Source organism: Stenotrophomonas sp. PD6 (genome assembly GCF_049199305.1).
GTDB lineage: Bacteria > Pseudomonadota > Gammaproteobacteria > Xanthomonadales > Xanthomonadaceae > Stenotrophomonas.
The window spans coordinates 133,480-160,384 of the sequence record NZ_JBLZQD010000008.1 but is presented as its reverse complement, the minus strand read 5'-3'; the positions used below and the strand labels follow the sequence as shown (position 1 = coordinate 160,384).

Sequence of the window (26,905 nt, the reverse complement as noted above, 5' to 3'; positions counted from 1 at the left end):
ACAGGTTCGAGCACTATAGTCCAGAAACCGGGGCGCAAGGCAAGCGTTGGCGATAGAATTGCGACGTACGCCGCTATAAGGGCGCCCCTCAACGGTATTTGTCATGGCTATCCTGCCCATTCTTGAGTTTCCGGACCCGCGCCTGCGCACCAAGGCGGCGTTGATCGACGCTGCCGAAGTGACCACGCCGGCCTTCCAGGAACTGATCGACAACATGTTCCAGACCATGTACGAGGCCCCCGGCATCGGCCTGGCCGCGTCCCAGGTGGATGTCCACAAGCGCTTCATGGTCATCGACGTCAGCGAAGAGAAGGACACCCCGCGGGTGTTCATCAACCCGGAGATCGTGACCAGCGAAGGCGGCCAGGTCTACCAGGAGGGCTGCCTTTCGGTGCCCGGCATCTTCGCCGACGTGACCCGCGCCGACAGCATCACCGTGCGCTTCCTGGACCGCCAGGGCGTGGCCCAGGAGATCACCACCGACGGCCTGCTGGCCGTCTGCGTGCAGCATGAGATGGACCACCTGGACGGCAAGCTGTTCATCGACTACCTCTCGCCGCTCAAGCGCGAGATGGTCCGCAAGAAGCTGGCCAAGTCGCGCAAGCACGTTGCCTGACCTGGCTGCGGGCGCGGTGGCGCGGTCTTTCCGCGCCCTGCGACCGGTTGTTCGGCGCCGTGCCCCGGCGCCGTTTTTCTTTCTGCACGTGGGAACGCCATGAAGATTGTCTTTGCCGGTACACCAGAGTTTGCCGTCTCCTCGCTGCGCGCCGCCGCGCGCCACCACGAGGTGGTGGCCGTGTACACCCAGCCGGACCGTCCGGCCGGCCGTGGCCGTGGGCTGGCGCCCTCGCCGGTGAAGCTGGAGGCGATCGCGCGCGGCATTCCGGTGTTCCAGCCTGAATCGCTCAAGAGCGAACAGGCCCAGCAGCAGCTGCGGGACCTGCAGCCGGACCTGATGGTGGTGGTGGCCTACGGGCTGATCCTGCCCAAGGCGGTGCTGGCCATCCCCACCCATGGCTGCTGGAACGTGCATGCCTCACTGCTGCCGCGCTGGCGCGGCGCCGCGCCGATCCAGCGCGCCATCCAGGCCGGCGATGCCGAAAGCGGCGTGTGCCTGATGCAGATGGAGGCGGGGCTGGACACCGGTCCGGTCCTGCTGCGCCAGCACACCCCGATCCAGCCCGGTGAACTGGGCGGCTCACTGCATGACCGCCTGGCCGAGCTGGGGGCGCGGGTGCTGTCCGACGGGCTGGGCCTGCTGCGCGCCGGCCTCAAGCCGATCGCCCAGCCGCAGCCCGAGCAGGGCGTGACCTACGCGCACAAGCTGGACAAGGCCGAGGCCCGGCTGGACTGGTCGCAGGATGCGCAGGTACTGGAACGCACGGTGCGCGCCTTCAATCCGTGGCCGATCGCAGAGGCCCAGCTGGCCGGCGAGCGCGTGCGCATCCATGGCGCCGTGGCGCTGGCCGACAACCAGGGCCAGGCCCCGGGCACCCTGCTCGCCGCCGCCCGCGACGGCATCGACATCGCCTGCGGGCAGGGCGCCCTGCGCCTGCGCGTGCTGCAGCGCGAAGGCGGCAAGGCGATCACCGCGGCCGACTATCTCAATGCACGCCGCGACCTGATCGTGGGCCGCTGAGATGACCCAGCCCCGCCAGACCAAACCGTCGTCCTCGCCGTCCGCCATGGCCCCGGGCGTGCCCACCCGCGTGCTCGCCGCACGGGTGCTGGCCCAGGTGATCGGCCGCGGTCGTTCGCTCAAGGCCGAGCTGGCCACCGCCCTGCCGACCCTGGACGACAGCCGCGACCGCGCGCTGCTGGAGGCGTTGTGCTTTGCCGTGCTGCGCCGTCGCACCGCCTATGACGCCGCATTGGCCGGCTGGATGCCGCGGCCGCTCGGCGCACGCGAGGATGAGCTGCGCGCGCTGCTGATGGTGGGCTTCGCCCAGCTCGACGCGCTGGACCTGCCGGCGCATGCCGCGCTCTCGGCCACGGTCGAGGCGGCCCGCGCACTGGGTCGCGAGCGCCAGGCCGGCATGGTCAACGCCCTGCTGCGCCGGGCCCAGCGCGAAGGCATTCCGCCGCTGCCGGCGCGCGACGCGTTCCCGCAGTGGCTGGCCGAGATGATCGAGCAGGACTGGCCCGAGCAGGCCGCGGACGTGTTCAACGCCAGCCTGCAGGCCGCACCACTGTGGCTGCGGGTCAACCGCCAGCAGTCCACCCGTGAGGCCATGCTGGAGAAACTGGAGGCGGCGGGTATCGCTGCCGAGGCCAGCGCGCTGGGCGCCGATGCGATCCGCCTGCCCGTGCCGGTCGCGGTGTCGGCATTGCCCGGCTTCGCGGAAGGCGCGCTGTCGGTGCAGGATCTGTCCGCCCAGCAGGTGGCCGATGCGCTGGCGGTACCCAAAGGCGCGCGCGTGCTCGACGCCTGCGCGGCGCCGGGGGGCAAGTCGGCACACCTGCTCGAGCGCGACCCCGGCCTGCAACTGCTGGCGCTGGACATCGATCCGCGCCGGCTCAAGCGCATCAGCGACACCTTCGCGCGCACCGGCGTGGGTGCGCAGGCGCAGGTCCGTGCGGCCGATGCGACCGACCCGGCCAGCTGGTGGGACGGGCAGCCGTTCGATGTGATCCTGCTCGATGCCCCGTGCTCGGCCACCGGCATCATCCGCCGCCAGCCGGACGTGCTGGTGCATCGCCGTGCGACCGATATCGAAGCGCTGGTGGCCCTGCAGGCACGCCTGCTCGATGCCTGCTTCAGCATGCTCGCGCCCGGTGGCACCCTGCTGTACGCGACATGCTCGATCCTCCGCGAAGAAAACCAGTTCCAGGTCGAAGCGTTCCTGCAACGCACGCCCCGCGCGGGTTTCCTGCCACTGGGTGACGCTTTCGGTCACGATTCGTGGGCCGGTCGCCAACGCCTGCCGGGTGAGCACGATGCTGACGGTTTCTTCTATGCGCGTCTGCTAAAGAAGGGCTAGTTCCCACCGTTAGAATCGCGCCCATGCTGAAAACACGCGCGTCCCGAGAGTTCTGGTTGCTTGCCCTGATGGCCCTGCTGGTTATCGGGGCGGGCCTGGGGATGCGGGATCCCTGGCCGTCGGACGAGCCCCGCTTCGCGCTGGTGGCCAAGCAGATGGTGTTGAGCGGGGACTGGCTGTTCCCGCACCGCGGCACCGAGCTGTACTCGGACAAGCCGCCCATGCTGATGTGGTTCCAGGCCACGCTGTTCACCGTGCTGGGCAACTGGCGGGTGGCGTTCCTGCTGCCCTCCCTGCTGGCTGCGCTGGGCACCCTGGCCTGCGTGTACGACCTGGGCCGCCGCCTGTGGACCCGCCAGGTGGGTCTGTACGCCGCCTGGGCGCTGCTGTTCGCGGTGCACTTCACCTTCCAGTCGAAGCGGGCGCAGATCGACCCGCTGGTGGTGTTCTTCATCACCCTGGCCAACTATGGTCTGCTGCGCCACCTGTTGTGCGGGCCGGCCTGGCGCTGGTGGTGGCTGGGCTGGTTTGCCGCCGGGCTGGGCGTCATCACCAAGGGGGTAGGCTTCATCGCCCTGTTGATGCTGGTGCCGGCGATCATCGCGGCGGCACTGGGCTGGCCGAGGGTGCGCCTGCACCTGCGCGACGTGCGGTTCTGGCTGGGGCCGCTGGCCTTCGTGCTGGCGGTGGCGTTGTGGCTGGTGCCGATGGTGGTGACGGCCACCAGCAGCGGGCTGGCCGAATACCGCGCCTACATGAACGACATTCTGTTCAAGCAGACGGCCAAGCGTTACGCGCAATCCTGGGACCACCACAATCCGTGGTGGTACTTCCTGGGCGTCATGCCCTCGATGTGGATCCCCGCGTTCCTGCTGGTGCCCTGGGCCATTCCGGCCTGGTGGCGGCGGCTGCGCCGGCGCGACCCGCGTTACCTGCTGCTGCTCGGCTGGTGGCTGCTGATCCTGCTGTTCTTCTCCATTCCGCATGGCAAGCGCGACGTCTACATCCTGCCCGCGCTGCCGATGTTCTGCCTGGCGCTGTCGCCGTTGCTGCCGGGCCTGTTGCGCCGGCGCGACGTGCAATGGGTGTTGGGCGCCTTCGCCGCGCTGCTCACCCTCGCGTTGCTGGGCATCGGCGTGGCGATGCTGGCCGGTGACCCCGGCTTCGAACGCCGGTGGGTCTTCGAGCGCGGCATCAGTGACGGGCTGACCGCCACGCTGGGCTGGGTTGCCCTCGTGCTGGGCAGCTGGGGCCTGGTGAGCCTGGTGTTCAGCGGCCCGCGCCGGTTCCACTGGGCGGTGGTGTCGATCCTGGCCATGGCCTGGGTGGCCTATGGCCTGGTGGGCTCCCCGCTGTTCAACGATTCCAGCTCCGCGCGCGGGCTGATGTACCAGGCCGGGCAGCGGATCGGTCCGGACGCCGAGCTGGGCCTGGTCGGCTGGAAGGAACAGAACCTGCTGATGTCCGACCGCCCGGTACGCACGTTCGGCTTCAAGCGGCGCTGGTATCGCCAGTTGCAGGATGGCCGCGAGTGGCAGGCGCAGGCCCCGGGACGGCGCTGGCTGCTGGTGCAGGAGGCGGCGATGCTGACGTGCGTGGATCGCCGCCAGGCCGAGCGCGTCGGCGTGGCCAACCGGCGTGGCTGGTGGCTGGTGCCGGCGCACGCCTTCGAGGGGCAGTGCCGCCCCAGCGCCGTCGAGCTGGCCCGCATCCGCCGCGAGCAGGGCAAGGATGACGACGAGCAATAGCCGCAGGCTCATGGATCATTACAGACCGATCGGCGACAATGCGACCCGCTCGCTGATACCGGGCCGGATCCATCCACGCACCGACGCCCACCTCCCGCTGTCCGCCCGAGTCGCATAGAACGTGAACAACGCGCTTCCCCGTAATGCCGGCGCCAACCCTGTATTGGCGTGGGTGTTCACCGTGGTCCTGGGCCTGTCGCCGGTGTTGCTGATGTCGACCCTGGACGGTGGCAGCGCGGGTTACTACGGGCTGGTGCTGCTCAGCTTCATCGTGCTGGCCTGGGTGCGTCGCCCCACAATGGGTACGGCGTGGTGCGACAACCGCCGCGAGTATCTGTGGATGGGGCTGGGCGTGGCGGTGATGCTGATCGGCGTGCTCACCAGCCTGGCCGTGCATGGCATCTGGAAGGGCTCGGAAGTCGAGAAGGCGGTGCGCCTGCTCACCGTGCTGCTGATCCTGGCCGCCGCGCTGCGCATTCCGCGCGGGGTGCTGGTGCATGCCGCCTTCGGGCTGCTGCTGGGCATCTGGTATGCCGTCATCAACGTGGCCTGGCTGGTGCTCAGCACCGGCGCACGGCCGGCGACCCGCCAGTTCAACGCCGTCACCTATGGCGACCTGACGCTGCTGTTCTCGGTGCTGGCCTTCCTGCTGCTGGGCGTGCGCATCACCCGTTTCCATCGCACCGAATTCGCGCTCAAGCTGGTCACCGGCATCGCCGGCGTCGGTGCATTCCTGGCCACCCAGACCCGCGGCGGCCTGCTGGCCATCCCGTTCTTCCTGTTCATCGCCCTGCTGGTCCAGGGCCGCCGCCTGAACCGGTTCAAGGCGTTGGCCGCGCTGCTGCTGCTGGGCGCCGCCGCGGCCATTGTGGCCAGCGACGGCTCGATGCGCGAGCGCATCCATCTGGGCGTGAGCGAGTTCGACCAATGCCAGGTGACCCACCTGTCCGACACCTCGGTGTGCATCCGGCTGCAGCTGTGGAGTGCCGCCGGGCACATGATCCGCAGTGAGCCGGTGTTCGGTGTGGGCGGTGGCGACCGCTTCCGCGAGGAACTGGCCCGGCTGGCCGATGCCAAGCAGGTGACGCCGACCGTCGCGCGCGACTTCGGCGAGACCCACAACGACCTGCTGTACTTCCTGGCGACCTACGGCGTGCTGGGCGGGTTGGGGCTGGTGCTGCTCTACATCGCGCCGGGCTGGCTGTTCGCCCGGCGCCTGCGGCTGGACATGACCGACCGCAGCACGCGCCTGTTCGCCGGCGCCGGGCTTATGATCTGCGTGGGCTTCATGGTGTTCGGCCTGACCGAGATGATGTTCCGCGACATGCGCACCGCCTCGTTCTACGCCACCTGGATCGCCTTCTTCCTGGCCCTGTCCGACCCGCTGCGCCTGCGGGAAGCTCAGCCCAACACCGCCTCATAAGACGCCTCAGTCAACCGACTGAACGTCTCCAGCCCAAACGCCTCGACGGCACGCGCACGCGCGGCCAGCCCAACCTGTGGCAACGCCGCACGCTGCTCATACAGCGCTGTGACCTGAGCGGCAATCGCCCCCACATCCCGCACCGGCACGATCCAGCCGTCGGTTCCATGGGTGATGTTCTCGGGCAACCCCGCGTAGTCGCTGACCATCACCGGCTTGCCCATCGCCATCATTTCGCGGCACGCAAACGAGATGGTTTCCACATCGTAGGACAGCACGAAGCCGGCATCGCCGCTGGCCACGAACGGGCGGATGTCCTCCAGCAACCCGGCGAAATGCACCTGCCCGGCCACCCCGAGCTGTTCCACTTCCGCCACCAGTTTCGGGTCCGGCTCGCGCCCGGCCACGGCCATGTGCACCTTGCCGCGCAGCGGTTCGGGCAGGGTCGCGATGGCACGCGCCAGGTCGATCCAGCCCTTGTGGTCGTCGGTACCGGCGTTGCTCACCAGCACCAGCGCATCGGGATCCAGCGTCCAGCGCGCGCGCAGCGCAGCGCCGTCGGCGGCCGCCACCGGCGAGAAGCGCTGCAGGTCCACGCCATTGCGCACCACGTCGATCGGGCAGCGCCGGTAGGGGCTGTCCAGCAGCATCTGCCGGGTGTGCCCGGACACGGCGATCACCCGGTCGGTGCCCCAGCGTGCACGCACCGCGTTGCCGAAGGTGTTGCTGGATTTGCTGTTGTGCTTGGTGAACACCAGCTTGGGCCGCCTGGGCTGGCCGGCCACCGCCTCCATGGCGACGCGATGGTCGCGCGCGCCGTTGGCGTGCACGATGTCGATGCCATGCCGCTGGATCAGGTCGCGCAGCGTGCGCAGGTCGGCCCATTGGCGGCCCAGCGTGGCAAGCCCGCTGCTGAACGCGATCTCGACCGGCTCAGCGATGCCTTCCTCGCGGACCACGCGCAGCACGCGGCTGTCGGCCGGTGCGGCCATGAACAGCTGGTGGCGCGGCGACAGCGCGCGCGCCAGCGATGCGAGGTAGGTGGTATGGCCGCCGCCATCGCCGGTGTGGAAGTTGGTGTAGAGAATCTTCATGGGGGCCTTCGGTAAAACGCCGATGAAGTCTGCCACAGCCATGTTCAGGCGGTGTCGCCGGTGCGCGGTGGGTCGCTGACCGGCTGCCCCTGCTGCAGCATCCACAGCATGATGGTCTTCTGCCGCACGTAGTTGGCGCGCACGTAGGCGTACACCAGCCCGTGCCAGCCATCGCGGAATCCGCCCCGCAGCAGCAGCCCGCGCCAGAACCGCCAGGCCGGTGCCAGCACCAGCTTGGCCAGCGTCGCCCGTTTGCCACGCGCGAATTCGTGCTCGGCCATCATCCGCGCATAGCGCTGGGTCTTGGCCAGCTGCTGCTCCAGCGAGCGGTACGGGTAATGAACCAGGTCGCCGTGCAGGGTGCCGACCTGGCCGTCCACGCTGGCCGCTTCGTGGATCTCGCGGGTGCCGCGCCAGCCGCCGTGGCGGCGGTCGAACAGGCGCAGCACCCGGTCGGGGTACGCGTTGCCATGGCGCAGGAACTTGCCGAAATACTCGGAGAGGCGGGCGAAGCGGTAGCCGTGGTGGCCGGCGAAGCCGTTGGCCTGGGCGGCCAGGATCGCCGCCTGCAGCGCCGGCCCCACGCGCTCGTCGGCGTCCAGGCACAGCACCCAGTTGTGGCTGGCCTGCGCCACGCAGAACGCCTTCTGGCTGCGGAAGCCGTCGAAGGGCCGCTGCAGCACCTGTGCGCCGGCGGCAGTCGCGATCGCCACCGTGGCGTCGGTCGAATACGAGTCCACGACAATCACCTCGTCGCAGAAGGCCAGCGAGGCCAGGCAATCGCCGATGCGGTCGGCTTCATTGAACGCGATAATGCAGGCCGAGATGCGAGGCCGTTCAACGGGAGCGGTCGTGGAGGACATGATGGCCGAGTACCTGTTGTTTGCGACGGAGCGCTATGCGTTGCCTATTCTCGCCCCACTGGCCCAGGCGTTGCACGCGTCCGGTCAATCGGTCTCGGCCTGGTTCGCCGATGGCGCGGCCGGCGCCAGCCTGCCGGGCGTGCCCAACGTTGGCCTGAAGGAGGCGCTGGCGCTGCGTCCGCGCGCGGTGTTCAGCGCCGCCAACTGGGTGCCGCCGTTCATTGCCGGGGCCAAGGTGCAGGTCTTCCACGGCTTCAACGTGCAGAAGCGCGATAGCGCGCGCGGCCATTTCCGCGTGCGCGGCCTGTTCGACCTGTATTGCACGCAGGGCCCGGCCACCACCGCCCCGTTCCGTGCGCTGGCCGAGCGCGAGGGCCACTTCGCCGTGGCCGAGACCGGCTGGCCCAAGCTGGACCCGCTGTTCCTGGATGACGGCGGCGCCAGCGCGGCACTGCGCGCGCCGGCGCAGGGGCGGCCGGTGATCCTGTTCGGCTCCACCTTCACCGAGCGCTTGAGTGCCGCGCCGCACCTGTACACGCAGATCGCCGCCGACATCGCGCGCGGCGAGCGTTACTGGCTGCTGACCCTGCACCCCAAGTGCGCGCCGGAGCTGTTCGAGCGGTACCGCGCGCTGGCCGGCGCGAATGCCACCTTCATCGAACCGGAGCAGGTGATGGCTGCGCAGCGTGCGGCCGACGTGCTGGTCTCCGACACCTCCTCGATCGTGTCCGAGTTCGTGGTGCAGCACAAACCGGTGGTGACCTTCCGCAACCGGGTGCCGCAGCCGCACATGATCGATTTCGACGACCCGGCCCAGCTACCGGCGATGCTTGCGCGCGCGCTGCCTCCCGAGTCGGCGTTGATGGCCGAGATCCGCCGCTATGCCGACGACATCCATCCGTGGCGCGATGGGCGCTCGAGCGAGCGCGTCATTGCCGCAACCGAGGATTTTTTGTCGGGCGAAATGGGCCGGCTGAAGCGCAAGCCGTTCGGGGCGTGGACGCGGGGGCTGCAGATCCGAAAGGACCTGGGCTATTGGGGGCCGTCAAAGCGCTGAACGGGTTGGGTTGGCTGCGGTTGCCACGCAGGGCGATTTACGTGCGCAGGATCATGGCTTTGACACGCATGGCGGTTTCCGTGCGCAGGATCATGGCTTTGACACGCATGGCGTGTCACTACGATCCTTGGTCGCCTGTTACCTGAGGCGGCGTTTTACGAACGCCGCATTCAATCGCTCGAACACCGCGCGTGCCTCTTGCTCTGGTAGATACCGCAGGCACAGCGCGATGCTGCCGCCGGCACCCGCCGTATCCAGCCACACGCTGCTGGTGCCCAGCCAACGGTCCAGCGGCGAGCGGCTCAGCCGCAGCGACTGCAGCTTGTCCAGCTCGGCAAAGCGCCACCAGCGCTGCCACCAGCCGCCGCGTACCGCCACATAGCGCGCGTCCAGGTGATACCCCATGCGCGCCATCGTGCGGTGCGCGCGCAGTGCCGACCACGGCAACCACGCCAGCACCACTGCGCCCCACGGGCCGACCTCCCACACCGCTCCGGCCGCCAGCAGCGGCACGATCAGCAGTGCCGGCAGGCACAGCCGCCACCAGCCGCGCTGCGGCACCGCGTGCCACTGCGCGGGCGGCCACTGCAGCTGCGGCAGCAGGTGCTGCACCAGCGCATCGCAGGCCTGCGGCGTGGCCAGCGGCGCCAGCTCGCGCAGGTCGCGGCGTTCGCCATCGGTTGAAACACCGGCGGCAATGTCGATACGCAGGTGGCGGCGCTGGAACCAGCGCTGCAATGCGGTTTCGCGCAGGGTCCAGGCCTGGATGCGGCGGCGCGCCACGCTGGTGCGCATGCGCGTGAGCAGCCCGCTGGCCACGGTGAGACGGCGCTCGTGCTCGGTCAGGCGGAAGCCGTGGTAGCGCAGCAGCGCCAGCACCACCGACAGCACCCGCAGCATCATCCAGAACCCCGCCACCATCACCAGGGCGACCAGCACCCAGACCCAGGTGGCCGGGTGCAGGTGGCTGGCATAGCCGAAAGCCTGGCGCCCGCCGTATTCGATGGCGTCGTTGACCGCGCCGCGCGGGAACAGTTGGTACGACGCGCCGAACATGGCGAGCACCACCACCCAGCCCCGGTTGGACAGCAGGCCGATGCGGATCACGTCGGCGGTGCCCAACTGCAGCAGCACGTCGTCGGCCGGTGCCGCCGGCGTTTCGACAGCGGCATCCTCGAGCAGCGCGGCCTGCTGCCCGCGCTGGCGTACCAACTGCTCCAGGGCAAGCGCCTGGTCCAGCCGCAGCACCCGCATCTCGGCCTCGGGGCGGTGGCCGCCGGCCGATTCCAGGCGCAGTTCGGCCACGCCGAACAGGCGGTGCAGCGGATTCTGGTGCACCACCACGTTGTGGATGCGCGCGAAGGGAATCTCGCGGCGGTTGCGCGACACCAGCCCGCTGCGCACGCTGATCGCATCGCGGCCGATGCGGTAGTGGAAGGTCAGGTATTGCAGGATCGAAACTGCCACCAGCACCGCGATCACGATCAGCGCGGTCAGGTAGGACCACATCTCGTCACGGTCGCCCCGGTTGCCAAATACCAGCAGCGCCACCAACGGCAGCAGAAACTGGCGCAGCTGCATCAGCATCACGAACAGCCACGACCACGGGTGCAGCCGCTGGTCGGGGGCGGCGTCAAGCGGCGGCGGGGTACTCACAGCGCGTCGTCGTCCTGGTCCAGTTGATGGCCCAGCGTGTCACGCAGGCGTTCGGCGTCGGCCTGGTCCAGCCCGCTCAGCGATACCGCGCTGAAACGGCTGCCGGCGGTGTGCACCACCAGCGTGGCCAGCTGTGCGGTGCGCTCGATCGGGCCGCGGCGCAGGTCCAGGTGTTGCACCCGCGACAGCGGCACCCGTGTTTCCAGCTGCCACATCAGGTCGCGGCGCACGCCCAGGCCCTGCGCATCCAGCCGCCACCAGGTGCGGCGCTGGCGGCGGTAGCCGAAGAAGGCGCCGATCAACGCGCCCGGCAGCGGCATCGTGGCCGCCCCCATCCAGCGCATCGGCATGTCGAACACGATCCACAGCGCGCCCAAGGCGCCGCCGATCAGGATCGCGCCGGTAATGCCGCCGGCGACGCCCGCCAGGGTGGCCGCACGCCGCGGCAGTGGCTGCCACTCGGTGTGCGCCGGCAGCGGCGGTGGGGTGGGCAGCGGGGGGACGAAGGCGGGGTCGGACAAGGCAGGGCGCTCGACAGGAGGAAACATGCCGGGCGCGGTGGTCAGCGCTGCTGCGCCCGTCGCGCAGACGGTAGCAGGTTGCCGCGTGCTATTGCGCGGCCTGGATCAGCGCATCCACGTCCAGCAGGTGCCCGGCACGTTCGGCCTTGGTGCGCAGGTAGTGCTCGTTTTCGGCGGTGATGTCGCCGGTGACCGGCACGCAGTCCACCACCTCTATGCCGGCATGGCGCAGGCGCTGCGCCTTGGTGGGGTTGTTGCTCAGCAACTGTACGCGCTGCACGCCCAGGCCATGCAGCATGGCCACGGCGCTGCCGTAACGGCGCTCGTCGGCGCCGAAGCCCAGCTGTGCGTCCGCATCGATCGTGTCCAGCCCGTCGTGCTGGTAGCCATACGCGCGCATCTTCGCGGCGATGCCCGTACCACGCCCTTCCTGGTCCAGGTACAGCAGCACGCCGCCGCCCAGCTCCTTCAGCTTGCGCAGGCCGCGCCGCAGCTGGTCGCCGCAGTCGCACTTGAGCGAGCCGAACAGGTCGCCGGTCAGGCACGACGAATGCACGCGGACCGGCACCACGGCGGAGAGGTCCGGATTGCCGACGATGATCGCCACCTGATCGCGTTGGGCCACGCCGCCGCGGAACACCGCGAATTCGGTCATGCCCACATCGCGCAGCGGCACCGGCGAACGCGCCACCAGTTCGTAGGCATGCGCGGCCTGCTCGGCGCCCTGCGCCAGGTCGCACAGCGACACCTGCGCGCAGCTGTCGAAGCGGGTGTCGCCCGGCGCCAGCAGCACCCCGACCATGGCCGGCAGCAGCAGGCCCAGGCGGGCGATCTCCACCGCACCGTCGTCCAGTGCCTGGCCGCCGGTCCAGCCGGCCGGCATCGGTTCGGCCTCGCGCAGGTAGCTCAGCGAGGGCAGGGCATCGAAGTCCACTCCGGCCAGCGGTACCCGCGCGCCGTGCTCGGCCGCCACGCCCAGCACCCGCGCCCGGGTGGCGGTCAGGAACAGGTAGTGCTGGCCGGCGGCGACCTCCGCGAACGCGCCGTAGCTGCTGCGGGTGCTGCTGTCCAGGGCGATGAACGCCAGCCGCTGGCCCTGGCCGTCATCGATCACCACCGGGCGGCCGGCGCGCAGTTCGGCCACCGCACGCTCGCAGCGGATCGCGGCCGGATCGCCGAACGGAGAGGAAGCAGTTGGGGACATGACAGGGGCCGTGGGGGACATCGTGGGTTCCACAGTGGGGTCGGATGGCGCCGATTCAATCGCGGCCGGCGCGACAGTGCGTCGCAGCCGGCCGAGCCTCAATGAGGCCGAGCCTCAATGAGGATGTTCCTCGGTGGCGTACGGGTCCACCTCGCCGCTGTGCGGTGGGCGCAGCGTGTAACGCTTGTAGGTCCACTGGTACTGCGTCGGGTCGCGGCGGGCGATGGCCTCGATGCCGGCGTTGAGCGTGGCCGCTGCGGTGCGTGGGTCCGGGTCGGCCACGCCCGGTGCGGCCGGGGTGATGTGCAGGGCGAACTGCATGCCCGGGCCAACCCGCTCGCACCAGCCGTACAGCACCGTGGCACCGGTGCGTTCGGCCAGCCGGTTGACCAGCGTCATGGTCAGCGCCTCCACGCCGAAGAACGGCGCGAACACGCCGTCGCCGGCCTTGGGCTGCTGGTCGGGCAGGATCCCGGTGGCGCCGCCGTCCTTGAGTACCTTGAACAGCTGGCGCACCGCCGGGCCCTCGGCCCGGACCTGCTGGACATTGCTGCCGCCCCGCACCAACTGCAGGAATTCGTCGCCCACGGCCTGGTCGGGCGCCTTGTAGACGATGGCGATCGGCCCGCGCGAGGCCAGCCACTGGTTGAGCAGCTCCCAGTTGCCGTAGTGCGGCGCGGCCACGATCACGCCCTTGCCGCTGGCCAGCGCGGCGTCGTACAACGCGGCGCCGTGGCACTCGGTCAGCAGGGCCAGGTTGCGCTCGCGCGGCTGGGTCCACAGGCGCAGGGTTTCCACTGCCTGCAGCGCAGTCGAGCGCAGCACGCCCCGGTGCAGCGTGTCGCGTTCGGCCGGGGACAGGTCGGGATAGGCCAGTTCCAGGTTGCGCCGGGTGACCCGGCTTTCGCGGGCGTTCATGCGGATCCACAACCAGGCCAGGGCGTGGGCGAAGCCGCGCAGCCAGGACCAGGGCAGGCGGGTGAACAGGGCGGCGGCGCGGTAGGCCAGGCGGGCGGTGGTTTGCGGTTTCATCGGGTCGAAGTCTAGCCGGTGCGCGTCCCGGGCGGTTTGCCACGGCTGGTCGGGCAGGTTTCCCAGTGGCGCGCGCACCCTCTAAGGTAGGCCGCCCCCTCTATGGAACCCCCGGCATGCTTGTCCTCATCCAGCGCGTTACCCAGGCCAGCGTCAGCGTGGACGCCGCCGTGGTGGGGCAGATCGGCCCGGGCCTGCTGGCCCTGGTCGGCATGGAGCCGGGGGACACCGAGGCGCAGATCGCCCGGATGGCCGATCGGCTGCTTGGTTACCGTGTGTTTGCCGATGAGACCGGAAAAATGAACCGGTCATTGGGGGACACGGGGGGCGGTCTGCTGCTGGTGAGCCAGTTCACCCTGGCTGCGGATACCGGCAGCGGGATGCGCCCGGGGTTCAGTACCGCTGCACCGCCCGCCGAGGCTGAACGTGGATTCAACCGACTGGTGGAGATCTGCAGGCAAAAGCACGCCGTGGGGGTGGAAACGGGGCGGTTTGGCGCCCATATGGTTGTCAGCCTGGTCAACGATGGTCCAGTGACCTTCCTGCTCAGACCCTGACCCCCGGGACCACCGCCCGGGCCGGAGGGGCCTGGGGCTGGTATAATGCTAGGTTCTATTCCTAATCCCTGCCGGTGGCGCGAGCACTACATGGCCAACGAACGTCCTGCCCAGCAAAACGACATCAAGCTTCTGATCAGCAAGGGCCTGGAACAGGGCTACCTGACCTACGCCGAAGTCAATGACCACCTGCCCGACGACATTGTCGACCCGGAGCAGATCGAAGACATCATCGGCATGATCAACGGCATGGGCATCGATGTCCATGAAGTGGCGCCCGATGCCGAAACCCTGCTGCTCAACGACGGCAACACCGGTAACCGCGAAGTCGATGACACCGCGGCCGAAGAAGCTGCCGCCGCACTGAGCGCACTCGACACCGAAGGTGGCCGCACCACCGACCCGGTGCGCATGTACATGCGCGAAATGGGTACCGTCGAGCTGCTGACCCGCGAAGGCGAAATCGCCATCGCCAAGCGTATCGAAGAAGGCCTGGGCCAGGTCCAGGCCGCACTCGGCACCTTCCCGGTGTCGGTCGAATCGCTGCTGTCCGATTACGAAGCCCACAAGGAAGGCAAGAAGCGTCTGGCCGAAGTGATCGTCGGCTTCAACGACCTGGTGGAAGAAGTCCCGGCCCCGGCCGTGGCCGAAGACACCAGCGACGACGCTGACGAAGACGGCGACGACGACGAAGAAGACGGCGACGACGTCGAGGAAGAAGCCGGCCCGACCGGTCCGGATCCGGAAGAAGTCGCCCGCCGCATGCAGGCGCTTGCCGATGCCTACGCTGCCTTCAAGAAGGCCGCCACCAAGGCCGACCGCAAGCCGCTGACCAAGCTGCGCGACGACATGGCCGCCGTGTTCGTCACCCTCAAGCTGCCGCTGCCGCTGACCGACGTGCTGGTCAAGCAGCTGCGCGACGTCATGGCCGACATCAAGGGCCACGAGCGCCGCGTGCTGAACCTGGCGACCGTCACTGCCCGCATGCCGCGCAAGGACTTCATCCGCTCGTGGGAAGGCAACCAGACCAACCTGGAGTGGGTGGAAGATGCACTGAAGCGCAAGCAGAAGTGGTCCTCGGCCCTGCGTGACGTCAAGGACCAGATCATTGCCGAACAGCAGTCCACCATCGACATCGAGAAGAACACCTCGCTGGAGCTGGAAGAGCTGAAGGAAATCAGCCGGGCCATGGCCTACGGCGAAGCCAAGGCGCGCAAGGCCAAGAAGGAAATGGTCGAGGCCAACCTGCGCCTGGTGATCTCCATTGCCAAGAAGTACACCAACCGCGGCCTGCAGTTCCTCGACCTGATCCAGGAAGGCAACATCGGCCTGATGAAGGCCGTGGACAAGTTCGAGTACCGCCGCGGTTACAAGTTCTCCACGTATGCGACCTGGTGGATCCGCCAGGCCATCACCCGTTCGATCGCCGACCAGGCGCGCACCATCCGTATTCCGGTGCACATGATCGAAACGATCAACAAGTTGAACCGCATTTCCCGCCAGATGCTCCAGCAGTACGGCCGCGAGGCCACGCCGGAGGAGCTGGCCAAGGAAATGGACATGCCGGAAGACAAGATCCGCAAGGTGATGAAGATCGCCAAGGAGCCGATCTCGATGGAAACCCCGATCGGCGACGACGAGGATTCGCATCTGGGCGACTTCATCGAGGACACCAATGTGGAGTCCCCGATCGAGAACACCACCAACATCAATCTGTCTGAAACCGTGCGCGACGTGCTGGCTGGCCTCACCCCGAGGGAAGCCAAGGTGCTGCGCATGCGCTTCGGCATCGACATGAATACCGACCACACCCTCGAGGAAGTCGGCAAGCAGTTCGACGTCACCCGCGAGCGCATCCGCCAGATCGAAGCCAAGGCGCTGCGCAAGCTGCGTCATCCGAGCCGCTCCGAGCAGCTGCGCAGCTTCCTGGATATCGATTGATTCCAGCGTTGGTGCGTTGATGGAAAACCCCGCTCCGGCGGGGTTTTTCATTTTACGTAATTTAATTCGTAAATAATTGCAGGGGAAATTAGGATCCGAGTCGCCTGCTCTCCTATACAAGTCAATAACTTGCTCAAAAGAAGCGCTTGCAGGTTGCCGTATGATGTGCGAGAAATACGTAACTTAATTCGTAAATATTCCGGCGTATGGCCCGCCCGCGTTCCCATCAAGTCCAAGATCTGCTGGATCGACTCCCTGCAGGACAGGTAGTTCCTGCAGCTGACCTGTTGGAAGGTCTCGGGATAACCCGACCCACCTTGGGCCGACTGGTGGCCCAAGCGGGTGGGAGGGTCGTGCGATTGGGGCGCACGCGGGCAACCGCCTATGCCATGCGCCAGATCACAGCTGCCGGGAGTGAGTGGCCGCTCTTTCGCATGCGGGGCGACGGCAGCCTGGAAGAGCTTGGTCTGGTAGTGGCGCTCAGCGGCGACACCTTCCATGTACAGCTGGATGGCGATCGTCCTAATCTCGTCCGTCCGCCCGAGGGTGACATCACCGGCTACTTCCCGGGACTGCCCTGGTATCTCGATGATCTGCGCCCGCAAGGCTTTCTGGGACGTACGTTTGCCCACCGACGTGGGCGGGACCTGGGTCTACCCGAAGATATCAACCGGTGGCAGCTCGGAGACACCCTCCAGGCACTTGTAAGAGCGGGTGGAACTGAAGCGGGCGACCTGCTGTTGGGCGGAGACGCGGTTGCAGGGGCGCTTGCCGCCCTGGATGCGCCCCCCGACGGGCTATCCACGGAGCACCGCGCGCGTTACTACCCGGAATGGGCCACGGCTGCACTCGCCGGCGAGGATGTTGGCTCATCGCCGGGAGGAGAGCAGCCCAAATTCACTGCGACTGTGGAGCACGCAGGAGGTCGCTACGCAGCACTGGTGAAGTTCGCCCTCCCGGGTGCGGGAGAGGCCTCAGAGCGTTGGGCCGACCTGCTGGTGTGCGAGCACGTTGCGCTGGAAGTGCTGCGCGACGCGGGTGTGAGTGCGGCCGCCTCATCCATCATCCAGACCTCACACCACACCTTCCTTGAAGTGCAGCGCTTTGATCGAACCGCTGATATCTTGGGCAGGCGAGGGTTCGCATCGCTGCTATCGTTGTCTTCGGCCTTCGTTGGCGACGTTACGCTGGACTGGGGGCAAGCAGGCGACCAGCTCCTGGCCACGCGATGGATCGATCAGGAAACGGCTCGTGACATGGCGAGGCTGTACGCATTCGGACGCCTGATCGGCAACACTGACATGCACCAGGGCAACATCGGCTTCCGCCTCGCGGACCGTGGACCATTGCCGCTTTCCCCGGCTTACGACATGTTGCCGATGTCGCTGGCTCCCTCGCGCACCGGTGTGCTGCGCGCGACATCTCCCATGAATCCGGTGGCACCACTGCGTGCTGGCCAGCTCGCGCACCTGCAGTGGGCCGCGCCGCTCGCCGTGGACTACTGGGAGCGCGTGGCAGGCTCCCCCCTGCTGCGTTCGACGGTCCTGCGACAGGTGGCCGGGGAGAACGCGCGGCGGGTGAGGGCAATGGGACAGCGCTTCGGCTGACCGCGCTCGAGCATGTAACACAGTGGCACGGGCAGCCTCAGGTCCACTACACTTCCGGGCTACGGGGGCCTATAGCTCAACGGTTAGAGCAGAGGACTCATAATCCTTTGGTTCCAGGTTCGAATCCTGGTGGGCCCACCACATTGGTATGGGGCAATGGCCAGCTCAGTGCGGTTTCCACGCCGGAAGGTCTGAATTCCGGCGATTTATTGTCCATCCGCACACCCCTGTCCATTGAAAATCTACCAATGGTTCCTCTCGCTCCGCCGCTCTGACGGTTTGGCTGCTTCCGTTGGCCCCTGCCGATGGTCACGTTGTGGAACCTCCGACGCCATGCTCGAATCGGGCAAATCGTTCGTCACGGAGCATGTCGGATGTCCTTCAGATCCAACGCCACACACTTGGTGTGCATCGCGATTCTCCTACTGGTGCCACAGTGGGTCAGCGGTCAGCCAAGCGGACCGACGCGTCAGGCGCCTCCGTTGGTGACTGTGAGCTACGAGGAAGCGTTCGATCTGTTCAATCTGCTGGACAACCTTCCTGATTGGCTGCCGGGGTACACCAACGCGATCTACCAGCAGGACTGGGAGCGCAGGTTTGGGCTGGACGTGGAGGATCGTGCCGCGCTCGAGGCTTATGGGCAGTTTCGCCAGCGAACTTCCCCCATGGCCCGTAATGACGACGGAGAGCGGCCCTTGGCTGATCGCTTGCTCGCTGGGAGCGATACACGCATCGGCGACCCATATACCGCCTACTTCCAAAACGCGGCGTCATTCACCGCCGCCACCGAGGCGGCCATCGTCGCGCAGGCCCCGGGTGACCAGGCGTTGTTACGGCGCTACTACGCCCGCTTCGCGCCCCACGCGCGGGAGGTGTTGGCTGGGAGGGATCGTTTCAGCCGGCAACAGGAGGCGTTGACCAGGGACCTGGCGGCACCGGAAGCCGCTGCCTTTGCCACTCGGATGCGCACCTTCTACGGCGCCAATTCCGCGCCCGTCTTCAATGCGAGATTCGTGTGGTGGCCGTACTCGAACCGCACCCAGGCCAAGCTGCGCGGTGGCTCCATCGTACTGTTCTCGGACTGGGCCGTTGAGGACGACTGGGCGCCGATAGTGCTGCATGAGTACGCGCACTTCCTGTCGGCTGGCCAGCCCGCGGCCAGCCGCGAGACGTTGGCTGCAGGGTTCGCGCGGCTGTGTCCCGGTGCCTTGGCCCTGCCCAACCCCTTGAACGCACTCGAAGAGCCGTTGGCCATCTACTGGGGCCAGTACCGGTTCGAACAGGAAGTGCATGGAAAAGCCCTCTCCAGCGACTCGTCGTGGTATTTCCAGCCCCATGCCGACCGCGCCGCCAAAGCCATTGCCGCCGCGTTTCCAGCTGACCAACCGGCACCGATGCTTGCCGTGGGGCCGCTATTGGAGGCCGCCGCGTCGACCTGCGAATAGGCATGGTGGTGCATCCAAGTGACGACCTGCTCATGTGAGTAGCCACCTGCCTGCTCAACTGCCATTGCCCGCAGGTTGTCGCTGGCCAGAGTCAGATCATCGTCACTGGCGAAGATTACGCCGCAGTTCCACTCATCAGGCGACACGACGCGGAACATGTTGGGATCGGAAAGCCTCGCAAGCGAGGGATGCTTGTTGATTACCTCTCGGAGATTAACAACTACATCAATGCCGTCACCAAATTGCAGCCCGAGGCGACCAGGTGCCAAGGCGGTGACGTTTCGAATCATAAATTGTGGATGGCTCTTGGATTCAACTCCTCCCACTTGGCGCTGAGAACTTGCATGTTTGCCCCAGCCCACGCGAGGGCTTCGGCAAGTTCGCGAGGCTTGATGGAGCCGGACAGTCCCGAATGGGCTGCCTGAGGCCGCCCTTGAACAGCGGGGCGGGGCCTCCCACAGGCCGTTCACGATCCTGGTTCCACACTGCCTGCCGTCAATGGGACGGTTCTGGAGAAGGCACATGCGTCTGCCCACATACGCAATACTTCTTGGCGCTGCGATCGTGGTCGCCGGAGTGTCCGGGTGTTCCCAGCAGAGCCAGGAAACGCGCGAGAACGGTGTTCGCACCGGCATGGCCAATCCAGCGTCCGAGTACTGCGTGAAGCGCGGTGGGAAAGTCGTCATCGAAAAAGATGAGGCCGGTGGCGAGCGCGGTATCTGCCACCTGCCGAACGGTGACGAGATCGATGAGTGGGAACTGTTCCGTCGGGACGCTCCGCAGAAGCCGAGCTAGTGCTCTACCCGGGAAGCTGTCGCAGCCCGGTAAGCCGTGCCGCCTGATTCACCTGATCGGCCAGCTGCAGCATCTCTCCGTTCGCCTCACAGCAGACGAAGCGCCACGAATCTGCGCACATTTCCCCGATCCCGCGGCTGGAAGCTCGACCTCATCCAGGGCAGGAGCTACCGCGACGGATCTGGCGAAGTCGACGGCGCGACCGAGAATGGTTTGTGCATGGAGTTCGATGAAGTTCGCCAGCTCACTGTGCATTCTATCCGCCCGCCGCAATTCAGATATGGGTCATAGTCCAGATCGGAGGCCGACGCCGTCAGACCGAGTTGCGAACAACCGCACCTCGGGAACGTCGTGCCGTTGGCACGGCGCCGCCATCAATCGGTCACCAGCACGCGCGTGCCGGCCAACTGCAGGTCGAAGCTCATGCGCCGATCTCCAGCGTCGCGATCCTTCCGCGTTGCAGGGTGAAGACGTAGCGCAGGTCCACAGGGCTGCCCGGGAAAGTACCCGCCACACGGCTGGTCACGATGTAGCTGCGCTCCCGCATCTCCAGCGAATGCGGCGTAGCGGTGTAGGTGTAACGGGCGGATGCGTCCGCCTTCCAGGCCGCGATGGCTTCAGGGCCGGCGTGGTCGTGGCCCTCGTCCCGGACCACCCCGTCGCGGGTGAAGCAGCGCGCTACGGCAGCGGCGTCCTGGCGGTCGGCATCGAAGTAGGCGGCGATCGGCTCGGGCAGGGTGAGGTCATTCATGGCAGTGCTCCTTCGCGGTTGGTGGAGCAAGCGTGAGCCGTTCATATAGCGAAGAGAATCGCCTATGATCGGATCAGGCTATGTAGAAAACGGTGCACAATGCGCGGCGCTGAATTTGCGGAACTGAAGGCCTTCGTGGCCGTCGTGGACCGGGCCAGCTTTGCCCGCGCGGCCGATCACCTGGGCCTGTCGCGGTCCGCCCTCAGCCAGGTCATCCGCCAGCTTGAATCCCGGTTGGGGGTGCGGCTGTTGAACCGGACCACCCGCAGCGTGTCGCCCACCGAGCCGGGACGCCGTCTGCATGAGCGTGTCGCCCCCATGCTGCGTGGCATGGATGAGGCGGTTGCCGAAGCGGTGGGTGCCACGGCGCGTACGGCAGGAACGTTGCGGATCAATACCCTGAGCATGGCCGCGAAGAGGGTGATCGCGCCGCGCCTGGGGCGCTTCGCCTCTGCGCATCCGGAGGTGGTGCTGGACATCGTGATCGATGACGGGCTGACCGATATCGCGGGCGAAGGCTTCGATGCCGGCATCCGCGTGGGCGGCCGCCTGCAGAAGGACATGGTGGCGGTGCGGCTCACCCCGGACATCGAGCTGCTCGCCGTTGCCTCACCCGACTACCTGGCGAAATACGGTGCACCGAAGACCCCGGCCGAGCTGAGCGGGCACGCCTGCATCAACTGGCGCTTCCCTGGCAGCGGAGCCATCGCGGGCTGGGAGTTCGGCAGGAAAGGAAAGCGTGTCGAGTACGTGGGCGAGGGCAGGGTGATATCCAACCACCAGGACATCATCGTGCCTGCGGCCCTGCAGGGGCTGGGCATTCTGTACGCCTACAACGACGACGGCATCGCCGACGCGCTGCAGGACGGGCGACTGAAGCGTGTCCTCGCCGACTGGTCGCCCACCGTGCCGGGCCTGTATCTCTACTATTCCAGCCGGCGCTATCTTCTCCCCGCGCTTCGTGCCTTCATTGACTGCCTGCTTGACCGTGATATTGCGGACGAGGGCCCATCCCATCCCCGCAGCTCCGGAATGCCATGAGTGCCACACGCTGTTTCCCCTTTCGCTGGGCTGCACTGCTTGCCGTCGCGTCACTGCTGGTAGCTGGATGTGGAAGGACAAGTCGCGAGCCGGTGTTTTCGTCAGGCCCGCTGAAGGTGGTGGCAGTGACGGAAAGCACGCTGGACATCAATGTGAGCCAGTACCGGCACTACACCACCTATGTGATTTACCTCGAAGGTGACAGGCTGTCGGACAAGGGCTTCGCCGCGCTGCTGCGCGACCCGGACGCGATCAACGAACAATTCGTGCATGACGAAGCGATCGTGCTGGATCCCAATGCCATTCTGCTGGCGTCGCGGAACAAGGATGGCACGCGATGCTGGAGCACGCGGGTGACCACCGGTGGCGGCACTGCAGCGGTGGAGGTCATCGACAAGGGCAGCATCGACTGCACCACCCGCACCGCGCCACGCGGATGGCGGGCGCTGTATGACGCGTCCAGCAACCTGCTGCTGGTGCGCGAGCAGCCGTTCCATGTCCATGCGATGGCGGGCTACTGGTACCCGCTGTGGATCGAGGGTGACATGGTCGCGCTGTACCAGGAACAGAAGGAGCACGAGCGCCTTGTCGTGAAGCTCGCGCGGATATCCTCCGGCGAGACACTGGGAAAGCAGCTGCTGCCCATGGCGCAGTTTGCCGAACCCGAGTTGCTGCGGGCATCGGCAGAGGAGCGGCAACAGTGGCTGCTCGACAATTTCGTAGTGTCCGCATCGCCCACCGCTTCTATCCGCCTTCGCCCCGACAGTACGCTCAAGACGATTTCGCCCGAGACGTGGGCGGCGTACAAGGAGATCGACCGCCACAACCGCGAGGAGGACGCCCGCGCCCGTGCCGCCGGCGAGGCCTGGCACCAGGCACAGCGCGAAGAACTGATGCGGGATGAGGCGGCAAGGCAGGGTGGCGATTGATCGATTCCTGAAAGTCATCTCTCCTGGAGAGCGCTCAAATAGCCACTCGCCCAGCCGGGCGAACCCCGATCGCAGTCGTTGGCAACGGGTTATGGCTGTATGAAGCAGAGAGGATGCGTTGCGGACGCGGGTTCGATTCCCGCCAGCTCCACCACTTGCGCACTGCGGTGCTCAGCTGAAGGGGCTGCACTGGTTTCGACGTGGCGAGCAGTCAATGTGGACAGCCCGAGAGGCGACCGACGTAATCGGCGCAAAAACTGTAATCGCCAATGAAAGCGTTTACGATCAGCCGCAGGAGCGCGAGCTTCTGGTTGCCTGATTCACGCAAGCGCACGTGATCACCCAACGCGCAAACACCCCGCCCACCAGGGCGGGGTGTTTTTCTATGGAATGCCGATATGAATCGATCTAATATCGAAGCATACGATCCGGCAGGGGAGCGCTGTAGATGGCACTGGGGAAGATCACGCTCGCAGCAGCGCTGGCTGCCGCACTTTCAGTTGGCGCGGCGGCGGCGCCGGCCAAACAGGACGCCCAGCACGTGGCGATGTCCGGCAACCCCATCCTGCCGGGCTGGTATGCCGATCCGGAAGCGGCGGTGTTTGGCGATACGTACTGGATCTATCCCACCACCTCCAAGCCCTATGCCGAGCAGGTGGGGTTCGATGCGTTCTCCTCGCCTGATCTGGTCCACTGGACCCGGCATCCCAATGTGTTGTCGATGGCGTCGATCCCGTGGGCCAAGCAGGCGATGTGGGCGCCGGCGGTGGTCGAGAAGGACGGCAGGTACTACTTCTTCTTCTCCGCCAACGACATCCAGAACGACAACGAGGTGGGTGGCATCGGCGTGGCCGTGGCCGACCGGCCCGAGGGGCCGTATCGCGACCTGCTGGGCAAGCCGCTGGTCGGCGCGTTCCACAACGGTGCGCAGCCCATCGACCAGTTCGTGTTCAAGGACGACGACGGCAGCTGGTACATGATCTACGGCGGCTGGCGGCACGCCAATATGGTGCGGCTCAAGGACGATTTCAGCGGCCTGCTGCCGATGGCCGACGGCAGCCTGTACAAGGAAATCACCCCGGCTCCAGAGTATGTCGAGGGCTCGCTGATGTTCAAGCGCGACGGCCGCTACTATTTCATGTGGTCGGAAGGGGGCTGGGGTGAGCCGGAGTATTCGGTGGCTTACGCCATCGCGGAGTCGCCCACTGGACCGTTCAAGCGCATCGGCAAGATCCTTCAGCAGGACCCGGAGATCGCCACCAGCGCCGGTCATCATTCGCTGATCCACGCGCCCGGCAGCGACAACTGGTACATCGTCTACCATCGCCGCCCACTGGGCGAGACCGACCGCAACCACCGCGTCACCGCGATCGACCGCATGGTCTTTGATGCGCAGGGGCATATCCTGCCGGTGAAGATGACCCAAGAGGGTGTTCCGGCAGATCCGATGCGTTCGACGGAGCTTACGCGCCGCCCTGCACCGCGGCCTTGACTCCCGCGAGCAGATCTTCAATCCGGAAGGGCTTGGCGACGAACGGCACGTCACGGTGGCGCGTGGGCACCATCTGCGAGTACACCGCAGACGCGAACAGGAACGGCGTGCCCAGCTCCGCCAGGCGGTCGGCGACCGGAAAGACCGTGCCATCGCGTAGTTCGATATCCAGCACCGCCGCATCGAAGTGCTGCTGCGACAGCACACCCAGCGCATCGGAGAGCGAATAGGTGGGCACCGCGGTATAGCCGGCGTCGGTGATCACTTCGACGAAGAGCCTGGACAGCTCGATTTCGTCCTCGACCACCAGAACGTTGCCCTGAAATTCGGAAGTCTCGATTACGCCGCTCACGCGCCCTCGCTCGGTTGCCGTGCGACGCGCACGTGATGGAGATGGAACATGCCGATGTCGGGCATCTGGGAAGCCTCAGCACGGGGCTCAACGTGGTCAGTGCTGGGTCATATGCTTGATTGCCGTATCAACGATAGATCGGCGCACTGTCAGCATACGGCGCTGCCTGTGAGCCGAAGGTGTTCAAGCCTGTGTACGCATGGTGTGCGTCTGCACGGTGTTTCAACGAAGGCACGCCACCCTTGCGATGGCGTGCCTCTGCAACGCTTCGCGACCTATCAGGCGTTCGCAGCCTTGCCGACCTTCGCCACCAGCACCGCCGCCGCTTCGGCGGACGACGCCGGGTTCTGCCCGGTGATCAGCAGCCCATCGCTCACCACGTACGAGCCCCAGTCCGGTCCCTGCGAGTACAGGCCGCCGGCCGCCTTCAGTTCGTCCTCCACCAGGAAGGGCACGACGTCGGTCAGGCCGACTCCCGCTTCTTCGCTGTTGGTGAAACCGGTGACCTTCTTGCCCTGCACCAGCGGGTTGCCGTTGGCCGCCTTGACGTGGCGGAGCACGCCCGGCGCATGGCAGACCAGCGCCACCGGCTTGCCGGCTTCGATGAACGATTCGATCAACGCGATGGAGTGTGTGTCTTCGGCGAGGTCCCACAGCGGGCCGTGACCGCCGGGGTAGAACACGGTGTCGAAGTCGGCCTGGGACACGCTGTCCAGGCGCACGGTGTTGGCAAGCTGGGCATTGGCGGCGGCATCGGCTTCAAAGCGACGGGTCAGGTCGGTCTGGAAGTCCGGCTCATTGCTCTTGGGGTCCAGCGGCGGCTGCCCGCCCTTGGGCGAGGCCAGCACGATCTCCGCGCCGGCGTCCTTGAAGGTGTAGTACGGCGCGGCCAGCTCTTCCAGCCAGAAACCGGTCTTGCGGCCGGTGGTGCCGAGTTCGTCGTGGGAGGTCAGGACAATGAGGACTTTCATGGGCGATTCCTTGAGTGGGCGGGTAACAGTAGACCGGTCGTCTAGAAACAGGTCGTGAAAAAAGGCACTGCAGGACGTGAAGTGCCGAACGGATGTCGCTGTCAGGGAGAAAGGGTGAGGATCGCGGCGGTGGTGCGCCACGCGGTGTCGAACGGCTGGGGAGTCCGCACGATCTTGACCATGATGCTGGCACCTAGCCAGAGCTGGTAAAGGCTTTGCGCCACGATCTCGGGCGCATCGTCGAGGCTCAGCGAACCCTCTTCAATGCCGTGCCGGATGGCCTGGGTGAGGCGATCGATGATCCCGGCAGTGCCACGCTTCAGCGCGGCGCGCATGCTTGCCGACAGGTCGGCCACCTCGGCGCCGAGTTTCACCGCCAGGCATTTGCCCTGGCAGTCCTCGAATGACTGGTTGTCCTTCCAGGCCTGGAAATAGGCGGTCAGCTGCTGTGCCTTGGTCTGGCCAGGGTGACTGAAGGTGCGGTCCATGTCGGCGAGGTACGCGGCGAAGTAGTCCTCCAGCAGGGCCTCGCCGAAGGCGTCCTTGGAGCCGAAGTAGTGATAGAACGAGCCCTTCGGTACCCCGGCCGCGGTCAGCACTTCGTTCAGCCCCACCGCCGAGAACCCCTTGCCGCCCATGATCCGCTGGCCCGTGGCCAGGATCTTTTCGCGGACATCGGTGGATTCGGAGGCGGAGAGGGTGTTCATGGGGCGCACTCTACGCCCAATTAGACCGGTCGTCTAGTGCGGCCGGGAATCAGCGGCCGACGACGCGGAGAACCGCCTCATGCAGCAGCGCGCGGACCACGTCCGGGGCGAGATCCGGGTCGCGCACCGCGCGCATTGCCAGCCCCTCCACGGTGATGCGGAACAGCAGCGTGCGCTGCCGAAGGGCGGCCTCGTCAATCGGCACGCCGCACGCCTGGTCATGCCTGCGCAACCAGGCGCAGACGCCTTCGGTGGTGAGTTTGTCGTGCCGGCGCAGCACCTCGGCCACCATCGGATCGCGCTGTGCCTCGGCGGTGATTTCGGCATACAGCGCGACGCTGGCAATGGCGGTGTCGTGTCGACTGATCGACTCTCCCCGCGCCCAGACCTGGTAGCAGGCCAGCAGCGATTCGACCAGATCGACGGACGCCGGCATCTGTCCGATCGAACGCTGGTCCGCGTCGAGCTGGCGCTCGATCAGCGCAAGAATCATGGCCCGTTTGTTCTCGAAGTAGCGGTACATCAGCCCCTGGCTGATGCCGGCTTCGATGGCGATGCCGCTGACCGAGGCCGCGTGGAATCCGCTGGCTACGAAGCAGCGCTGGGCGGCGTCGAGGATGCGGTGGCGCTGTGCTTCGGCGCGGGCGGCAGCGCCATTTTCGGGCGGTGGAGTGAGCGGTTCGGTAGGCGTCATTGTCGGTCTGTGCGGTCATCCATGGAGATAGGGTAGTACACCAG

Annotated in this window: 25 protein-coding genes and 1 tRNA gene; 15 read left to right on the top strand and 11 right to left on the bottom strand. The window is 66.7% G+C overall.

Annotation, left to right across the window (positions count from 1 at the left end):
* Nucleotides 1-103 precede the first annotated feature (103 nt).
* The 5 genes from def (at nt 104) to ACOZHM_RS13125 (ending at nt 6,152) form a co-directional block, all read left to right on the top strand.
* On the top strand, nt 104-616 hold the full coding sequence (def, locus tag ACOZHM_RS13145) for a peptide deformylase (protein WP_421569763.1): 513 nt from the start codon (nt 104-106) through the stop codon (nt 614-616).
* A gap of 99 nt (nt 617-715) precedes the next feature.
* The gene (gene fmt / locus ACOZHM_RS13140; RefSeq protein WP_421569762.1) at nt 716-1,639 is read left to right on the top strand and encodes a methionyl-tRNA formyltransferase; all 924 of its coding nucleotides are present in this window, start codon (nt 716-718) and stop codon (nt 1,637-1,639) included.
* Between the two features lies 1 nt (nt 1,640).
* Nucleotides 1,641-2,981 (top strand): 16S rRNA (cytosine(967)-C(5))-methyltransferase RsmB, encoded by a 1,341-nt coding sequence (rsmB, locus tag ACOZHM_RS13135; protein WP_421569761.1) that lies wholly within the window; start codon nt 1,641-1,643, stop codon nt 2,979-2,981.
* Nucleotides 2,982-3,004: 23 nt separating this feature from the next.
* Entirely contained in the window at nt 3,005-4,729 is a 1,725-nt protein-coding gene (locus tag ACOZHM_RS13130) for an ArnT family glycosyltransferase (RefSeq protein ID WP_421569760.1), read from the top strand.
* 121 nt (nt 4,730-4,850) lie between these two features.
* A complete protein-coding gene (locus ACOZHM_RS13125) occupies nt 4,851-6,152 on the top strand; it encodes an O-antigen ligase family protein (RefSeq protein WP_421569759.1) in 1,302 nt (433 codons plus the stop codon).
* Here the strand turns inward: ACOZHM_RS13125 and ACOZHM_RS13120 are convergent.
* Both ACOZHM_RS13120 and ACOZHM_RS13115 read right to left on the bottom strand, forming a co-directional pair.
* A complete protein-coding gene (locus tag ACOZHM_RS13120; RefSeq protein ID WP_421569758.1) occupies nt 6,131-7,246 on the bottom strand; it encodes a glycosyltransferase in 1,116 nt (371 codons plus the stop codon). The genes ACOZHM_RS13125 and ACOZHM_RS13120 overlap by 22 nt on opposite strands.
* 44 nt (nt 7,247-7,290) lie before the next feature.
* Nucleotides 7,291-8,109 carry a glycosyltransferase family 2 protein gene (locus ACOZHM_RS13115; RefSeq protein WP_421569757.1) on the bottom strand — a complete coding sequence of 273 codons (819 nt, stop codon included), beginning with the start codon at nt 8,107-8,109 and terminating at the stop codon, nt 7,291-7,293.
* Between ACOZHM_RS13115 and ACOZHM_RS13110 the strand changes: the two genes are divergently transcribed.
* Nucleotides 8,108-9,166, top strand: coding sequence for a CDP-glycerol glycerophosphotransferase family protein (locus ACOZHM_RS13110; RefSeq protein WP_421569782.1), 1,059 nt, complete (start codon nt 8,108-8,110; stop codon nt 9,164-9,166). The two genes, ACOZHM_RS13115 and ACOZHM_RS13110, sit on opposite strands and share 2 nt — an antisense overlap.
* Nucleotides 9,167-9,304: 138 nt before the next feature.
* On the opposite strand, the gene ACOZHM_RS13105 is transcribed toward ACOZHM_RS13110, so the two are convergent.
* From ACOZHM_RS13105 to ACOZHM_RS13090, 4 genes are all read right to left on the bottom strand, one after another.
* Nucleotides 9,305-10,822, bottom strand: a complete 1,518-nt coding sequence (locus ACOZHM_RS13105; RefSeq protein WP_421569756.1) for a PH domain-containing protein — start codon at nt 10,820-10,822, stop codon at nt 9,305-9,307.
* Nucleotides 10,819-11,370: a PH domain-containing protein gene (locus tag ACOZHM_RS13100; RefSeq protein ID WP_421569755.1), complete on the bottom strand. Its 552-nt coding sequence runs from the start codon at nt 11,368-11,370 to the stop codon at nt 10,819-10,821. The genes ACOZHM_RS13105 and ACOZHM_RS13100 overlap by 4 nt, the downstream gene beginning before the upstream one ends.
* Before the next feature lie 61 nt (nt 11,371-11,431).
* Entirely contained in the window at nt 11,432-12,568 is a 1,137-nt protein-coding gene (ribA, locus tag ACOZHM_RS13095) for a GTP cyclohydrolase II RibA (RefSeq protein ID WP_421569754.1), read from the bottom strand.
* A gap of 93 nt (nt 12,569-12,661) precedes the next feature.
* Nucleotides 12,662-13,579, bottom strand: coding sequence for a lauroyl acyltransferase (locus ACOZHM_RS13090; protein WP_421569753.1), 918 nt, complete (start codon nt 13,577-13,579; stop codon nt 12,662-12,664).
* A gap of 116 nt (nt 13,580-13,695) precedes the next feature.
* On the opposite strand from ACOZHM_RS13090, the gene dtd reads away from it, so the two are divergent.
* The 6 genes from dtd (at nt 13,696) to ACOZHM_RS13060 (ending at nt 19,924) form a co-directional block, all read left to right on the top strand.
* A complete protein-coding gene (dtd, locus tag ACOZHM_RS13085) occupies nt 13,696-14,136 on the top strand; it encodes a D-aminoacyl-tRNA deacylase (protein ID WP_421569752.1) in 441 nt (146 codons plus the stop codon).
* Between the two features lie 90 nt (nt 14,137-14,226).
* Nucleotides 14,227-16,077, top strand: a complete 1,851-nt coding sequence (gene rpoD, locus ACOZHM_RS13080) for an RNA polymerase sigma factor RpoD (RefSeq protein ID WP_421569751.1) — start codon at nt 14,227-14,229, stop codon at nt 16,075-16,077.
* 206 nt (nt 16,078-16,283) lie between these two features.
* Nucleotides 16,284-17,684 carry a type II toxin-antitoxin system HipA family toxin YjjJ gene (gene yjjJ, locus ACOZHM_RS13075; RefSeq protein ID WP_421569750.1) on the top strand — a complete coding sequence of 467 codons (1,401 nt, stop codon included), beginning with the start codon at nt 16,284-16,286 and terminating at the stop codon, nt 17,682-17,684.
* A 65-nt stretch (nt 17,685-17,749) separates the two neighbouring features.
* Nucleotides 17,750-17,825 (top strand) — tRNA-Ile (locus ACOZHM_RS13070).
* A 344-nt stretch (nt 17,826-18,169) separates the two neighbouring features.
* Nucleotides 18,170-19,129 (top strand): hypothetical protein, encoded by a 960-nt coding sequence (locus ACOZHM_RS13065; RefSeq protein ID WP_421569749.1) that lies wholly within the window; start codon nt 18,170-18,172, stop codon nt 19,127-19,129.
* A 522-nt stretch (nt 19,130-19,651) separates the two neighbouring features.
* Nucleotides 19,652-19,924, top strand: a complete 273-nt coding sequence (locus ACOZHM_RS13060) for a DUF333 domain-containing protein (protein ID WP_421569748.1) — start codon at nt 19,652-19,654, stop codon at nt 19,922-19,924.
* A gap of 421 nt (nt 19,925-20,345) precedes the next feature.
* Here ACOZHM_RS13060 and ACOZHM_RS13055 read toward each other — a convergent pair whose 3' ends face one another.
* Nucleotides 20,346-20,675, bottom strand: coding sequence for a nuclear transport factor 2 family protein (locus tag ACOZHM_RS13055; RefSeq protein ID WP_421569747.1), 330 nt, complete (start codon nt 20,673-20,675; stop codon nt 20,346-20,348).
* 99 nt (nt 20,676-20,774) lie between these two features.
* Here ACOZHM_RS13055 and ACOZHM_RS13050 point away from each other — a divergent pair, with 99 nt between their 5' ends.
* From ACOZHM_RS13050 to ACOZHM_RS13040, 3 genes are all read left to right on the top strand, one after another.
* Nucleotides 20,775-21,716, top strand: a complete 942-nt coding sequence (locus ACOZHM_RS13050) for a LysR family transcriptional regulator (protein WP_421569746.1) — start codon at nt 20,775-20,777, stop codon at nt 21,714-21,716.
* Nucleotides 21,717-21,841: 125 nt separating this feature from the next.
* Complete coding sequence (locus tag ACOZHM_RS13045) at nt 21,842-22,645, top strand: hypothetical protein (protein ID WP_421569745.1); 804 nt, start codon at nt 21,842-21,844, stop codon at nt 22,643-22,645.
* A 448-nt stretch (nt 22,646-23,093) separates the two neighbouring features.
* On the top strand, nt 23,094-24,137 hold the full coding sequence (locus tag ACOZHM_RS13040; RefSeq protein WP_421569744.1) for a glycoside hydrolase family 43 protein: 1,044 nt from the start codon (nt 23,094-23,096) through the stop codon (nt 24,135-24,137).
* On the opposite strand, the gene ACOZHM_RS13035 is transcribed toward ACOZHM_RS13040, so the two are convergent.
* The 4 genes from ACOZHM_RS13035 to ACOZHM_RS13020 form a co-directional block, all read right to left on the bottom strand.
* On the bottom strand, nt 24,109-24,489 hold the full coding sequence (locus tag ACOZHM_RS13035; protein WP_421569743.1) for a response regulator: 381 nt from the start codon (nt 24,487-24,489) through the stop codon (nt 24,109-24,111). The two genes, ACOZHM_RS13040 and ACOZHM_RS13035, sit on opposite strands and share 29 nt — an antisense overlap.
* 278 nt (nt 24,490-24,767) lie before the next feature.
* Nucleotides 24,768-25,460 (bottom strand): type 1 glutamine amidotransferase domain-containing protein, encoded by a 693-nt coding sequence (locus ACOZHM_RS13030; protein WP_421569742.1) that lies wholly within the window; start codon nt 25,458-25,460, stop codon nt 24,768-24,770.
* Nucleotides 25,461-25,561: 101 nt separating this feature from the next.
* Entirely contained in the window at nt 25,562-26,167 is a 606-nt protein-coding gene (locus ACOZHM_RS13025) for a TetR/AcrR family transcriptional regulator (RefSeq protein WP_421569741.1), read from the bottom strand.
* 49 nt (nt 26,168-26,216) lie between these two features.
* A complete protein-coding gene (locus tag ACOZHM_RS13020) occupies nt 26,217-26,861 on the bottom strand; it encodes a TetR/AcrR family transcriptional regulator (protein WP_421569740.1) in 645 nt (214 codons plus the stop codon).
* Between the last annotated feature and the right edge of the window lie 44 nt (nt 26,862-26,905).

Excerpts from the sequence above, each read along its gene's own strand:
- ACOZHM_RS13060 (WP_421569748.1), top strand. The coding sequence starts at position 19,652 with ATGCGTCTGCCCACATACGCAATACTTCTTGGCGCTGCGATCGTGGTC.
- rpoD (WP_421569751.1), top strand. The coding sequence starts at position 14,227 with ATGGCCAACGAACGTCCTGCCCAGCAAAACGACATCAAGCTTCTGATC.
- ACOZHM_RS13020 (WP_421569740.1), bottom strand. The coding sequence starts at position 26,861 with ATGACGCCTACCGAACCGCTCACTCCACCGCCCGAAAATGGCGCTGCC.
- ACOZHM_RS13110 (WP_421569782.1), top strand. The coding sequence starts at position 8,108 with ATGATGGCCGAGTACCTGTTGTTTGCGACGGAGCGCTATGCGTTGCCT.
- ACOZHM_RS13100 (WP_421569755.1), bottom strand. The coding sequence starts at position 11,370 with ATGTTTCCTCCTGTCGAGCGCCCTGCCTTGTCCGACCCCGCCTTCGTC.
- ACOZHM_RS13120 (WP_421569758.1), bottom strand. The coding sequence starts at position 7,246 with ATGAAGATTCTCTACACCAACTTCCACACCGGCGATGGCGGCGGCCAT.
- dtd (WP_421569752.1), top strand. The coding sequence starts at position 13,696 with ATGCTTGTCCTCATCCAGCGCGTTACCCAGGCCAGCGTCAGCGTGGAC.
- fmt (WP_421569762.1), top strand. The coding sequence starts at position 716 with ATGAAGATTGTCTTTGCCGGTACACCAGAGTTTGCCGTCTCCTCGCTG.
- ACOZHM_RS13040 (WP_421569744.1), top strand. The coding sequence starts at position 23,094 with ATGGCACTGGGGAAGATCACGCTCGCAGCAGCGCTGGCTGCCGCACTT.
- ACOZHM_RS13050 (WP_421569746.1), top strand. The coding sequence starts at position 20,775 with ATGCGCGGCGCTGAATTTGCGGAACTGAAGGCCTTCGTGGCCGTCGTG.
- rsmB (WP_421569761.1), top strand. The coding sequence starts at position 1,641 with ATGACCCAGCCCCGCCAGACCAAACCGTCGTCCTCGCCGTCCGCCATG.
- ACOZHM_RS13130 (WP_421569760.1), top strand. The coding sequence starts at position 3,005 with ATGCTGAAAACACGCGCGTCCCGAGAGTTCTGGTTGCTTGCCCTGATG.
- yjjJ (WP_421569750.1), top strand. The coding sequence starts at position 16,284 with ATGGCCCGCCCGCGTTCCCATCAAGTCCAAGATCTGCTGGATCGACTC.
- ACOZHM_RS13030 (WP_421569742.1), bottom strand. The coding sequence starts at position 25,460 with ATGAAAGTCCTCATTGTCCTGACCTCCCACGACGAACTCGGCACCACC.
- def (WP_421569763.1), top strand. The coding sequence starts at position 104 with ATGGCTATCCTGCCCATTCTTGAGTTTCCGGACCCGCGCCTGCGCACC.
- ribA (WP_421569754.1), bottom strand. The coding sequence starts at position 12,568 with ATGTCCCCCACGGCCCCTGTCATGTCCCCAACTGCTTCCTCTCCGTTC.
- ACOZHM_RS13090 (WP_421569753.1), bottom strand. The coding sequence starts at position 13,579 with ATGAAACCGCAAACCACCGCCCGCCTGGCCTACCGCGCCGCCGCCCTG.
- ACOZHM_RS13115 (WP_421569757.1), bottom strand. The coding sequence starts at position 8,109 with ATGTCCTCCACGACCGCTCCCGTTGAACGGCCTCGCATCTCGGCCTGC.
- ACOZHM_RS13025 (WP_421569741.1), bottom strand. The coding sequence starts at position 26,167 with ATGAACACCCTCTCCGCCTCCGAATCCACCGATGTCCGCGAAAAGATC.
- ACOZHM_RS13055 (WP_421569747.1), bottom strand. The coding sequence starts at position 20,675 with ATGAATGACCTCACCCTGCCCGAGCCGATCGCCGCCTACTTCGATGCC.